General features: G+C 52.3%; 13 protein-coding genes. 11 read left to right on the top strand and 2 right to left on the bottom strand.

The window, feature by feature from the left end; translation table 11 throughout:
* The first annotated feature begins 41 nt into the window (after positions 1-41).
* The 4 genes from H144_RS0121275 to H144_RS32305 are packed head-to-tail and all read left to right on the top strand — an operon-like array spanning position 42 to position 1916.
* On the top strand, positions 42-503 hold the full coding sequence (locus H144_RS0121275) for a hypothetical protein (protein WP_019944134.1): 462 nt from the start codon (positions 42-44) through the stop codon (positions 501-503).
* 22 nt (positions 504-525) lie between these two features.
* On the top strand, positions 526-1110 hold the full coding sequence (locus H144_RS32310; RefSeq protein WP_019944133.1) for a DUF4202 domain-containing protein: 585 nt from the start codon (positions 526-528) through the stop codon (positions 1108-1110).
* Between the two features lie 21 nt (positions 1111-1131).
* On the top strand, positions 1132-1704 hold the full coding sequence (locus H144_RS0121265) for an ATPase (RefSeq protein ID WP_019944132.1): 573 nt from the start codon (positions 1132-1134) through the stop codon (positions 1702-1704).
* Positions 1701-1916 (top strand): DUF8506 family protein, encoded by a 216-nt coding sequence (locus H144_RS32305; RefSeq protein WP_211220702.1) that lies wholly within the window; start codon positions 1701-1703, stop codon positions 1914-1916. The genes H144_RS0121265 and H144_RS32305 overlap by 4 nt, the downstream gene beginning before the upstream one ends.
* Positions 1917-1980: 64 nt before the next feature.
* Here H144_RS32305 and H144_RS0121255 read toward each other — a convergent pair whose 3' ends face one another.
* Positions 1981-3831 carry a vWA domain-containing protein gene (locus H144_RS0121255; RefSeq protein ID WP_026350885.1) on the bottom strand — a complete coding sequence of 617 codons (1851 nt, stop codon included), beginning with the start codon at positions 3829-3831 and terminating at the stop codon, positions 1981-1983.
* Between the two features lie 34 nt (positions 3832-3865).
* Between H144_RS0121255 and H144_RS0121250 the strand changes: the two genes are divergently transcribed.
* The 4 genes from H144_RS0121250 to H144_RS0121235 all read left to right on the top strand — a co-directional run bounded on the left by H144_RS0121250 (position 3866) and on the right by H144_RS0121235 (position 7657).
* Positions 3866-4558, top strand: coding sequence for an RNA polymerase sigma factor (locus tag H144_RS0121250; RefSeq protein ID WP_019944129.1), 693 nt, complete (start codon positions 3866-3868; stop codon positions 4556-4558).
* Positions 4545-5696 (top strand): hypothetical protein, encoded by a 1152-nt coding sequence (locus H144_RS0121245; RefSeq protein WP_019944128.1) that lies wholly within the window; start codon positions 4545-4547, stop codon positions 5694-5696. The genes H144_RS0121250 and H144_RS0121245 overlap by 14 nt, the downstream gene beginning before the upstream one ends.
* Before the next feature lie 347 nt (positions 5697-6043).
* The gene (locus tag H144_RS0121240) at positions 6044-6433 is read left to right on the top strand and encodes a response regulator transcription factor (protein WP_019944127.1); all 390 of its coding nucleotides are present in this window, start codon (positions 6044-6046) and stop codon (positions 6431-6433) included.
* A gap of 12 nt (positions 6434-6445) precedes the next feature.
* Positions 6446-7657, top strand: a complete 1212-nt coding sequence (locus H144_RS0121235) for a sugar transferase (RefSeq protein WP_019944126.1) — start codon at positions 6446-6448, stop codon at positions 7655-7657.
* Positions 7658-7674: 17 nt separating this feature from the next.
* On the opposite strand, the gene H144_RS0121230 is transcribed toward H144_RS0121235, so the two are convergent.
* Positions 7675-8292 carry an acyltransferase gene (locus H144_RS0121230; RefSeq protein ID WP_019944125.1) on the bottom strand — a complete coding sequence of 206 codons (618 nt, stop codon included), beginning with the start codon at positions 8290-8292 and terminating at the stop codon, positions 7675-7677.
* A 108-nt stretch (positions 8293-8400) separates the two neighbouring features.
* Between H144_RS0121230 and H144_RS0121225 the strand changes: the two genes are divergently transcribed.
* From H144_RS0121225 to H144_RS0121215, 3 genes are read left to right on the top strand one after another with little or no spacing between them, the layout of a single operon-like run.
* The gene (locus H144_RS0121225; protein WP_229207958.1) at positions 8401-9075 is read left to right on the top strand and encodes a TolC family protein; all 675 of its coding nucleotides are present in this window, start codon (positions 8401-8403) and stop codon (positions 9073-9075) included.
* Entirely contained in the window at positions 9072-11252 is a 2181-nt protein-coding gene (locus H144_RS0121220; protein ID WP_019944123.1) for an exopolysaccharide transport family protein, read from the top strand. Before H144_RS0121225 ends, H144_RS0121220 begins: the two co-directional genes overlap by 4 nt.
* On the top strand, positions 11249-12427 hold the full coding sequence (locus tag H144_RS0121215) for a glycosyltransferase (RefSeq protein ID WP_019944122.1): 1179 nt from the start codon (positions 11249-11251) through the stop codon (positions 12425-12427). Before H144_RS0121220 ends, H144_RS0121215 begins: the two co-directional genes overlap by 4 nt.

Raw genomic sequence — 12427 nt, 5'->3', positions numbered from 1 at the left:
TTGTGGCTATATTTGCGCGTAGCCACAACCCAGGGACCACCATGTTTTTGAGAAAAATTACCTTTCTATTCTTCACCCTCGCGACGTGCGCCGCATGCGACCGCCCGGCCGGTAACCCGCAGGAAGCCGCGGAGCTGCTGACCGCCGTACGGCAATGGAAAATCGAGGAAATCAGCGTGAACGACGCCGTCACTTTTAAAGACGGCAAAATGACCCAGCAATTCGGCAGCATTGATTTCCAACGCTATATGGAAACCGTGCAGGTCAAAAAGGACGGTGTATTTGCCGGTGTGTTCAAAGGCGAAACCGAGCCCTTTCTGCTCAAATGGAAGGTCGACGGGCAAAATATCACCATCAGCGCAGCGGAAGGAGCCAACAAAGGTGAATGGACGGTCCGCCCCGACGACGTGCGCAAAGATTCGTTCATCATGAAAACCCAGAGCACGGCCTACGACTATCCGCGCATGACCACCATCGCCCTGAAATTCACGGCCGCTCTCTAATATTTTACCTAACTAATTCACCATGAGCAGACTCGAAGAGGCTTTCGAACTTTTTGACAACTACAACAAACGCTCGCCGGAGCATATCCTATGGGATGGCGTGGATTACCCCGCAGAGTATTTTTATGCGATCAAGCTCCACGATTGGGTTACGAAACTATCGCCCGACGCCGACGAAAGCCTGCTGCTCGCATCGCGGTGCCAGCACATCGGTCGCTGGGAAATTGCCCGTAAAAGCTACCCCGATGGTCGGGTAGGCTACCTCAAATGGCGCAGCGACTTATCGAAATATCATGCCGGCATTGCCGCGGAAATCCTGTCGGAAGTCGGTTACGATGAGGAAACGATCACCCGCGTGCGGCATATCGTCCTTAAACAGCGCCTGAAAGCCGATCCCGACGTGCAAACGATGGAAAATGCATTGTGCCTCGTTTTCCTTCAATACCAATACGACGACCTCATCGCCAAAATGACCGAAGAAAAAATGATCGACATTCTCCGCAAAACCTGGGGTAAAATGAGCGCCCCCGGCCAGGAAGCAGCGCTGTCGCTGCCATACAGCGAGCAGGGTAGGGATTTGATTTTGAGGGCTTTGAAAGAGGATTGATTTACTTAACCAACACACACTATGGCTAACCTATACATCGTCGCAGGCTGCAACGGCGCTGGTAAGACCACGGCGAGTTTCACCATTTTGCCGGAAATACTGAATTGCAAGGAGTTTGTCAATGCGGACAACATCGCTGCGGGGCTTTCTCCATTCAATGTTGAAGGTGTCGCATTCGAAGCAGGCAGGATCATGCTCACGAGAGTGCGGGAATTGATGCAGCGAGGCGAGGATTTTGCATTTGAAACCACTTTATCGACGAAAAGCTACCCTTCACTCATTAAGGAGGCAAAAGCGATGGGGTACACGGTCACATTAATGTATTTTTGGCTAACTACGCCTTATGTTGCCATGGAACGCGTGAAATACCGCGTGCGCATGGGTGGCCATTCCATCCCGGAAGAGACGATTGTCAGACGGTATCAGGGCGGATTGACTAATTTTTTCAAGATCTATCAGCCGATTTGTGACAACTGGATGCTAATCAATAATATGCACACACTGCCTGTTGTGATTGCGGAGGGCGGTTTGGGTGAGCATTATGAGATTTATGATGAATTTCTGTGGGATAAAATTAAAATGCGATGGAAATGAAACCAGTAAATCCAAATACAGACAAACTATCGGAACGAATCATCCTTGGCGTTCGTAAAGCCGTTCGCAAAATGATCGAAGAGCGCGCTGCGATTGACGAGGTGGTCATGATAGGGGATGGGGAAGAGGGATTTAAATATGTTCCGGCCAAAGAATTGTTAGAAACACTGAGAAAAGAAGAAGAAAACGCAGAAAAGCAGAGCGATGAATAAATGGTAAAAGCCGGTTGATGAATGGTCAACCGGCTTTTACCATTTATTCATCTTCAATATCACCTTACTTCCGCGACAGCTCGTGTGAGCTGTCCAAACTCAATGCCGCCTTTACCAGCTGCACAAATTCCGAGCGGTAGCCTTCTTCGTCTTTTCCAAATGCACCCTTTGCCCGGCGGATGACGTCGTTATAAGTGGCGCTGCCCCTGTATTCCGAGTTGCGCAGCAGCAAACCGAATTCCGCGACCGCTGTGGCGAAGCGGAGGTTTTCGGAACATTTGTCGAAATCGGTAGTCGTAGCTTTCACAGGGATGTCGAAAAGGACGCTTTTGTCGCTGTCCGGTTTTTTGTAGCGGATTTTGACGGTCATCATCTCTTGGCTGCTGCCGGTGGCGGCGACGGGATTCGATTGGTATTTCAGCGGATCAACTTTGCCGATGAGCGACGTCGTGGAACCTGCCGGGACGATCTCGTAGATAGCCGTGACGGTGTGACCGGAGCCCATGTCGCCGGCGTCTTTTTTGTCGTCATGGAATTCGTCGTTTCGTAATGCGCGGTTTTCGTAGCCGATCAGCCGGTAGGCCTGCACGTGAGCGGGGTTGAATTCTATCTGGATTTTCACATCTTTCGCGATTGTAAACAGCGTACCGCCGAATTCCTGCACAAATTCCTTGCGCGCTTCCTGGATATTATCGATGTAAGCATAGTTCCCATTACCCTTGTCGGCCAGCATTTCGATGTGGCTGTCTTTGTAATTACCCATTCCAAAACCCATTACGCTGAGGAAAATACCCGCCCTACGCTTTTCCTCGATCAGCCTTTGCAGCTCCGATTCGCTCGAAATACCCACGTTGAAATCGCCGTCTGTGGCCAGGATCACGCGGTTGTTGCCTTTCGGCAGGAAGTGCTTTTTCGCCAGTTCATATGCGAGCTGGATGCCCTCGCCGCCTGCCGTGGACCCGCCTGCTTCCAGTTTGTCCAATGCATCTTTGATCACCTTTTTCTCACTTCCCCGTGTAGGCGGCAGCACGATCCCCGCCGCGCCTGCGTAGGCGACCAACGCGATGTTATCCTCCGGCCGCAGCTGGTCTACGAGCAGTTTGAATGCCTGTTTGAGCAGTGGAAGCTTGTTAGGTGCCGACATTGAGCCCGATACGTCGATCAGGAACACGAGGTTGGAAGCAGGCAGGTTTTCCGTCGAAATGGTTTTGGCCTGCAAGCCGATATGGACCAGTTTTAATCCTGCATTCCAGGGCGAATCGGTGATTTCCGAAGTGATCGCAAGGGGGTGCTCGCCGGTTGGCTGGGGGTAGTTGTAGTCAAAATAATTGACCATTTCCTCGATCCGCACGGCGTCCGCGGGAGGGAGCTGGCCATTGTTCAGAAAGCGGCGCACATTACTATATGCGGCCCGGTCGACGTCCACCGAAAATGTAGTAACCGGCTGCTGGCCTACCTGCTGATAGCCGTTTTCGTTGATAGGCTTGTAACTTTCCGTTTCGGCGGGCACTTGCATGGGAATGCCTGCGAAGCCGCTAGGGGCCGAAGTGGCCTGCCCCAATGCGATCCGTTGCCGCTTCATAGCCATTGTAGCACCGTTAACAACCACCTCGTTCAGCGTCTGCGCCTTTTGGACCAAAATAATTTTCAGAACCGAATCGGAGGTGATCGGCACCGTCAGCTTTTCATACCCGGCTTTGGCAAATACCAGCGCCCGCGCCAGTGTGGCGACGCCGACGGAAAATTTCCCGGATCGGTCCGTAACTGAAAGGCTCGCACCGCCGTGCAGCGAAATGGAGACGCCGGCAAGCGGCATGTTGGCGGCGTCGCTTACGGTACCCCGGATCTGGCGCTCGGGGAGGAAGGCGAATGCACTCAAAATCATGGCTAATAGAATAGTCACTCTGGCTTTCATGGTTTCCTGATTTAGTTATTTATCCGCTGGATGCATGCCGCCGGCTCATTCCATAAAAGTTTTTAAATTTTTTTATGGAATTTTGGTCAAACCGCATCCAGTAGTCAGAAAGCTGGAAAACATTCCACAGGCACACGTGAAGTTTTTGAAACTGTTTCATTTAAAGGGCAATGAACCGGTACCAGAGGCTGAAAAGCTCGCGGCCTACCGGCGTTCGGGCGATGTCTCGGCGCTCGGGGTATTGTATGCACCTTATATGGATATGGTTTTCGGCGTCTGCTTTCAATATCTGCGCGACGAGGAGGATAGTAAGGATGCGGTGATGCAGATCTTCGAAAAACTCATTGTCGATTTAAAGCAGCACGAGGTATCGAACCTGAAGAGCTGGCTGCACAGCGTCGCGCGGAACCATTGCCTGATGAAACTCCGCTCGGCAAGGTCCGTGGCGGGTTTTGAGCACCTCGAAGACGCGGATCACGAGTTGTATGCGGCCCTGGATAGGGACGACAGCCCATTGCACCTCGAAGGCCGGCTCGACGCATTGGACGATTGCATGCAGAAGCTCACGCGGGAGCAGCGGATGAGCATCGAGCTGTTTTATATGCAGGAAAAATGCTACCGCGACATTGCCGGAGAAACCGGTTTCGACATGGGCAAAGTGAAAAGTTATATTCAGAATGGAAAGCGGAACCTGAAAATCTGCATCGAAAGCCATGGCAGTTACTAACGACTTCATCCCTGATTTCGACGACTTCGAGCGCTATTTCGGCGGGCAGATGCCGGCGGCGGAGCAGCGTGCCCTCGAAGGTCGTATGGTCGATGAGCCGCTGGTAGCGGAGGCTTACGAAGGATTTCTCGCATGGCGTACGTCACATCCGGACATCGCGGGTATGCGTGTCGACCTGCACGCCCGCCTGCGAGCGCGCGTCGGGCGTAGGGATAAGCGCATTTTGCCGCTGTGGGCCTATGCTTCCGCGGCATCTGTTTTGCTTTTGCTGTTTGCGTACTGGGCGTTTTTTTTACGCGATAGTGAGGGGTTAATGCAAGAAAGTGCCGCGATGGTTGCCCGCGAAAATGCCGCGAAACCGAGCTCGCCGACTCCAAACGAGCCTGCAAAGGCCAGTGATGCAGGATCGGAAGCTGCCCAGCCGGTTCCGGCCACGCCGCCATTATCGTCCTATTCGAAGCCGACCGGCAGCGCAACAGCCTCCGAAGCTGAGAAAAGCGAATCCGTACAGGCCCCTGATTTTGTATTAAAACCCTATGCGTTGGCGCCTGCCGTCGCGGAGGTGGTGGAGAAAAAAGAGCAAATCACCGTTCCGCAGTCAGATTCAGGATCAGCGCAAACTACGCCCGCGCAAACGGCGCCTGCTCCCGAACCCGCTAGCGCGCTAACCGCGCCCGGAGCATCCCAGGCGGTAGCCCAATCGGCAGGCGCAAGGGCTAAGGCGGCACCTTCGAAACCTTCTTTTGCAGCCAGAAAAACGGGGGATGCCAACGACAATGCTGCACCGGAAACGTTGAACGAGGTGGTGGTAACCGGCTCGTCTTTTAGCAGAAAAAAATCAATCTCCACACCGCTTGTCGAGCTTGATCGACCTGAACCGTTGCCGGTGGGCGGCTGGGATGCCTATCGTGCCTATCTGGATAAAAATACCGATTCCTCGGCTATTGCAGGGCAAGTAGTGGTTACATTTGTTGTCGGCGAGTCAGGTGCATTGTCGGGCTTTATGGCGAAAGGTCCTGTGGAACTTCATAATGCCGCTATCCGGATCGTCCGGCAAGGCCCCGCCTGGCTGCCCGTACGGATGAAAGGGGTAGCAGCGAGCACCCTCACGGAAATCCGCCTGGAATTCCGCCGGTAGCAGTTATTCCATCCCAATCAAGTGGTTATCAGGTAACTTGTAGAAATAATTTTAAAATATTTCCAAAATCGCCCCCTTATTTTTTGCGATGTACTTCTCAGTACGTAATTTTACTACAAGCTCTTAACTACTCATCTCTTGATTTTTAGCAAACCCGGATTTGCACATTCCTTCCTCTCTATCGCTGTATCGGAACTTTTCAAACGATCCCGGCGATCCGATCGACGTAATCTGCAATTTTCTGGCCGAAGTTTTGTTATGGCAACTATTATGACTAACTCTACGAAATAATTACCTGCCATTTCCATTGTTAAGACACCGAAAATTTGCTTACATATACTCAACCTATGGACAATAGAAAGAATCTGTTGATTATAGACGACGAACCCAGTATCACCAAAATACTGGAACACTTTCTAAAAAAGGATTTTAATGTAGTGATCAAAAGCGACGGCTCCGAAGGGATGCTTTGGCTTGAAGAAGGCAACCAGGCCGACCTGATCATTGCCGACCTCCACATGCCCAACCTCAGCGGCAAGGAGTTCCTGAAAGTAGCGAAAGCGAGCAACCTCTATTCCGAGATCCCGATCATCATCCTGTCCGGTTCCGACGAGAGCAGCGAGCGCATTCAATGCCTCAACCTGGGTGCAGACGATTTTATGGTGAAGCCTTTCAATCCCATGGAGGTTCACGCCAAAATCAACGCCGTGCTCCGTCGCAGTAAACGCTTCTCTTAAACCACCGATATCATGGAACTGGCTGGCACTACATTGGAAACGGCAACCGCAGGCAAAACCTACGTTGCCCAATTCAGGGTTATCTATCTCCATACCGATTTTCAGGAATACCTCCGCTTTACCGAGCGCTTCGCCGAGTATTTGCAGGTGGAGTATTTCGATACCCCAGCCGGCGCCCTGGACGCATTGAAGGAGAACTTTCCCGCCGACGTGATCGTCGCGCACGACCGCAGCGGCGGGCTCGAACTGCTCGGTACCATCCGCAGCAGCGCCGGGTTCGGTAACATCCCTTTTGTACTGCTCGTAGACCGCCTCGACCGCCAGGCGATCGAAACCGCGAGGCAACGGCATGCCGACGACGTTTTTTCCGTCAATTTCGATGATGGAGACCTCGTTACCCGCATTAAGTATTTCAAAAAACGGCAATGGTACGTTGCGAATAAAGCTTCCCAGAAGATCGGGGCGCAAAGCCATAAAACACCGCTCTGGAAGCGGGCCATCGACGTGGCTACTACGGGTACGGCGGTGATCCTGCTGCTGCCGGTGTTCATTCTGGTGGCGATTTTGATTAAACTGGACTCGAAAGGGCCCATTTTCTACAAATCCAAAAGGGTAGGGAGTGGCTACAAGATTTTTGACCTGTACAAGTTCAGGACCATGCGCACGGACGCCGACCAGCTGATCCGTAAAATGGCCGCATTGAATATGTATTCCAAAGCCGAGCCGGTTTCACAGATCGAAACCCATGGCCTTTGCGACGAATGCCTGGCCGGAAATCAATGCAAAAGCCTGCTATTCCATGATGGAAAGGAGATTTGCGAAAAGCTCTACCATTTCCAGAAAGAGCAGAAAGCGGCATTCATGAAGTTTCAGAACGACCCGCGCATTACCCGCCTGGGTGGTTTCCTGCGCAATTCGAGTATCGACGAACTGCCTCAGCTGATCAACATCCTGAAAGGCGACATGTCGCTCGTGGGTAACCGCCCATTACCGCTGTACGAAGCCGAAAAAATGACCACCGATGATAAAATACTGCGTTTTGCGGGTCCGGCGGGCCTTACCGGCCTTTGGCAGGTAACCAAACGCGGCAAAGGCAAGGCCGATATGACAGAAGAGGAACGCACCCAGCTGGATATCACCTATGCCAGGGAATTTTCCTTCAAAATGGATATGGAGATCATCCTGAAAACATTCCCGGCGCTGTTGCAGTCGGAGAATGTCTGACGGAGCAGCACAGTATGTCAGGACGCTTTAACCCAGTCTTTGTATTCAGGATCGTATTTTTTGATGACGCGCGCGGGATTTCCCACGGCTACCGAATATGGAGGAATATCCTTGGTAACCACTGCCCCGGCGGCCACCACCGAGTGCCGGCCAATGGTAACGCCGGCGGTCACCACGGCATTGGCGCCGATCCAGCATTCATCTTCGATCACGATCGGTGCGACGCTTACGCCTTGTTTGTGAATAGGTTGCTGAATATCCTGATAATTATGGTTCAGGCCGCTGGCCACGATGTGCTGCGCCAGGATCACGTCGTTGCCGATCGTCACCGGGCCGATAATGACATTTCCCAGCCCAACCAGCGAGTTGGCGCCAATAGACACTGCCCCCACGCCATTATTGATTGTGCTGAAATCCTCGATCATCGAACCGTCGCCGATGGAGAAGGGATTGAAAGGCAGCACGTCCATACGCACCCAGCGGCGGATGATCACATTCTTACCCCTCTGATGAAAAAAACGGTTCAAAAATATCCGGACCCAGAGCCTTGGACGGGCCTGATCGGTGGGAATCAGCATCCAGTGGACGAATTTTTTAAGTCCCGGACTGTTCCGGATTTGGTCGGATAACGACATTTTACCTAGATTAGTGAGATGTAGTAATATTTTTATCAAAAGTATTTTCTATTACTACAAAGTCAAGCGAAAGTGATTTATAAATAATTATTGTTCCCTAATATGCCGATGAAATATGCCGCTCTCGGGCTCTTGCTCTTTTTTTTCACCCAAAGCGCCCGGGCCCAGGAATCTTTGAGCAAAGACGTGGACTACGCGTACCTCGACAAGCTCATTGCGATCTGCAAGGCCAATTACCCGAAGATCAAGATGTACCAGGCGCATATCGACGCGGCCGAAACGGGCGTCAAAAAGGCGAAACTTTCGTATTTCGATATTTTCAACTTCTCCTACCTCTACAATCCCAAGCGCAACCAGGACCCGACGGCCGTTTCGGTCCAGTTTCCATTCACCTACCAGTTTGGTTTTTTCGTCAACATCGGCGCTATCCTGCAAAAGCCGGCGATGGTGAAGCAGGCCAAAAGCGAGCTGGCCTCGGCAGAGTTCGATAAGCAGTCGTTCGACCTGAACCTCGAAGCCGAGGTAAAGAAGCGGTATTTTACCCTGGTACAGAAAAAAGCCGTGTACCGTGTGCGCTCCAATGCATCGCTGGATGTGGAGAGTATGCTGGATAATGTAAAAAAGCGGTTCGAAATGGGGCAGGAAACATTGGAAAAATATAACCAGGTGCTCATCATGCAAACCGATCACGCACAGAACCTGCTCAACTCGGAGAGCGAAGTGCTGGTGGCCAAAAGCAGCCTGGAAGAATTGTTAGGACAAAAATTGGAAGATATAAAATGACGGAAGTTGTACAGTTTTTAAGATTGCTTCAGAGGAATAAGATTACCCTCATTCTCGTTCCCCTGATCACCGTTATCGTGTGCTACTTCCTCGTCAGACGGTTGCCGGATACGTACGAGTCGCATGCGCGCATCGCGACAGGCCTCGTGGACAAGACCGATCAGGTGGTAACCCGCGCCAAGGATGAGCAGGACCAGCAGATCGCCCGTAAATTTGAGAGCCTGATCCAGGTAATGCGCCTGAAACGGACGCTCGATCAGGTTTCCTACCGGCTTATCCTCAATGATTTGAAAGGACTGAAAGACTCGACCTGGCGCGAGCCGGTACGTGCGCTCGAAGAAATGAGCAAGGGCGATAAGGCGAAAGCCGTTGCCCTCATTACCCGGAAATACCAGAAACGGGAAGAGCTCTTTTTGTGGAAACCGGAAGAGAAAAAGCTGAACGACATGATCGTGGAAATGGGCTACGGCGCCAATGCGTTGCGCGAAAAGCTGATCATTTACCGTACCGGCGTAGGCGACTATATCGATATCGAATACGAAGCGGAGCACCCGGATTTGTCGGCCTATGTGATCAACACGCTTGCGCAGGAGTTTATCGCCGACAACTCTTCACGCGTGGTGGGTAACAACAAGAAGACGATCGACTTCCTCCAAAGTTTCATGCAGCAAAAGCTGAATGCGCTGAACGACCGGATGAATACGCTGAAGAATTTCAAAATACAAAACCGCGTACTGAACCTGAACGAGCAGGCGAAAAGCATTTACGGGCAAATGGCCGATTTCGAAACGCGCCGCCAGATCGCACAGAAGGACATTATCGCCTATACCGCCGCCATCGGCAACATCGATCGCCGCTTTAATCCTACCGAGCGCAAGTATTTCGAAAGCGCGCTGACCGACATTAACCAGAAGATCATCGGCACGAAGGCCAATCTCAAAGCGCTGAACGAGCGGTACATTGTCAATAATTTCGACAGCCGGCTGAAATTCAGCCTCGATTCGCTGCGGAGCAGGTTGTCGGAGGAGATCAACGAGGCTACGGACAAATATGCCTACAACCCGATGGTGGTGAAGCAAGACCTGGTGAGCCAGAAACTGGGTATGGAAATTTCTCTGGAACTGGCCAAGAACAGCGTCGCGTCCATCCAGTCGGAGCTCGACCGGCTTAACCGGAAGTTCGACGGCCTGGTACCGAACGAGGCGAAGATCCAGGAATACGAAACGTCGATCGACATTGCGAGCAAGGAGTACATTGAAGCACTGCAGCGCTACAACGAGGCCAGCCTGGAATTCAGCTTTCCCGTGTACCTGCGCCTGATCGAACGCGCGATGCCGGGCGAGGTGCAGGCGTCGAAGAAAATGGTGCTCGTGATCCTTTCGGGTGTGATCAGCTTCACCTTCTGCGTGTTCGTATTCTTCATCCTTTTCTACCTCGACAAGTCGATCCGCTACCCATTGCAACTCGCCAACGAAACGGGCAAACCTGTTTTGGGATATTTAAATGCATTAGACAAGGATTCGAACCTGAGCCTGTCGGGCATGAATGCGTCGGACGACAAGGCGGTGCGCCTGTATAAAAACCTCGTGCGCTCGATCCGCTACGAGCTGGACAATGAAATGAGCGATCCGAAAATCATCGCCGTGACGAGCCTGGGCTATGGAGTGGGTAAGACGCCGTTCGTGATTGCATTGGCGTGGGCATTTTCGAAGATCAACAAAACGGTTCTGATTATCGACGGCAATTTCGCGCAACCGGATATTTCCAAACTGAACCCGGACAGCACACCATTCGAGAATTTTGTCAAATCCAATAACCTGCCCGAAGCGACGCCGGGGCAGATCAGCATTCTCGGCTCGAAATCGGGCGACCTTTCGGTACTCGAACTGGCCGACGAGAAGACGATCGGCGAGCGTTTGCAGGCATTGAAAACACGTTTTGACATCATCCTGATCGAAACGGATTCGCTCCGCGCCATGAACCGCGCCAAGGAGTGGGTCAATTTCTCGGACCTGGTGGTGGCGGTATTCGCTGCCGGAAGGGCCATTGGTACAGAAGATCAATCCAAAATCCAGTATCTCGACGGCCTGAACGGCAAATTCGCGGGTTGGGTACTTACCAACACCGAGAGCATTCCCGAGCAGGCCGGCAAGGTGGCTAAACCGGTGGAAGCATGAAAATCGTAGAATGGGTATGGCTCGCCACTCAGGTGGCGATCGGGTATAACCTCGTATTTCCGGTGTTCCTGCTGCTGATTTACGGCATCCGCAAATCGGTAGCCGGCGCGGGCAAGGCTGTAAATGCGGGCAATCTGCCCGATTACGGCATTATCGTGACGGCCTATGAATACACCGCGCAGCTTCCCGCCGTGGTGGGTTCGCTGCTGCAACTGGATTACGATCGTTACCATATTTATGTGGTGGCTGATAAATGCGATATCACTAACCTGCATTTCCCGACGGATAAAGTCGCGCTGCTGCGTCCCGAGCAGGTGCTGGGCAGCAACACGCGCTCGCATTTCTACGCGATCCGCAGGTTCATCCGTCCGCATACCCACCTGACGATCATCGACAGCGACAATCTCACCGATCCCGGCTATCTGCATGCATTGAATGTGTATTTCAACCAAGGATACGAAGCGGTGCAAGGCGTGCGCGAGGCCAAGAACCTCGATAGCACCTACGCCTGCCTCGACGCGGCACGTGACATTTACTACCATTTCTACGACGGGAAAGTACTGTTCGGTGCGGGATCGTCGGCCACGCTGGCGGGCTCGGGAATGGCATTTACGACGGCGTTGTACGAGAAAGTGCTCGGCCACCTCGACGTGACCGGCGCCGGATTCGATAAGGTGTTACAGGAAGGCATCGTAGGCCGCGGCTACCGCATTGCATTTGCCGGGAAAGCCATTGTATACGACGAAAAAACGACCGGCTCCGAACAGCTCGTGAAGCAGCGGGCGCGGTGGATCAATACCTGGTTCAAATACTTCGCTTATGGCTTCAAGATATTTTTCAAAGGCATTATCCGTTTCAGCCTGAACCAGGTTCTTTTCGGGCTCGTGCTGTTGCGGCCGCCTTTGTTCATTTTCCTGCTGCTATCGGTGTTTTTTATGCTGGTTAATCTGCTGATAATGCCGGTGCTGTCGCTGGTATGGCTGATCGCGCTCCTGATATTTGTGCTCGGCTTTTACATTTCGCTGAAAAGCTCGCCTACCGATCCGAAAATTTACCAGTCGCTCGTGAATATCCCGAAATTCATGTTTTACCAGCTGACGGCGCTCGTGAATGCGCGCCGGGCGAACAAGATTTCGGTGGCGACGCGCCAGGAGAATAAAAACGCCCAGGGCTAA

Source organism: Dyadobacter beijingensis DSM 21582, assembly GCF_000382205.1.
Classification (GTDB): domain Bacteria; phylum Bacteroidota; class Bacteroidia; order Cytophagales; family Spirosomataceae; genus Dyadobacter; species Dyadobacter beijingensis.
Note: the sequence above shows the minus strand (reverse complement) of the source record. Positions and strands in the feature narration are given on the sequence as shown.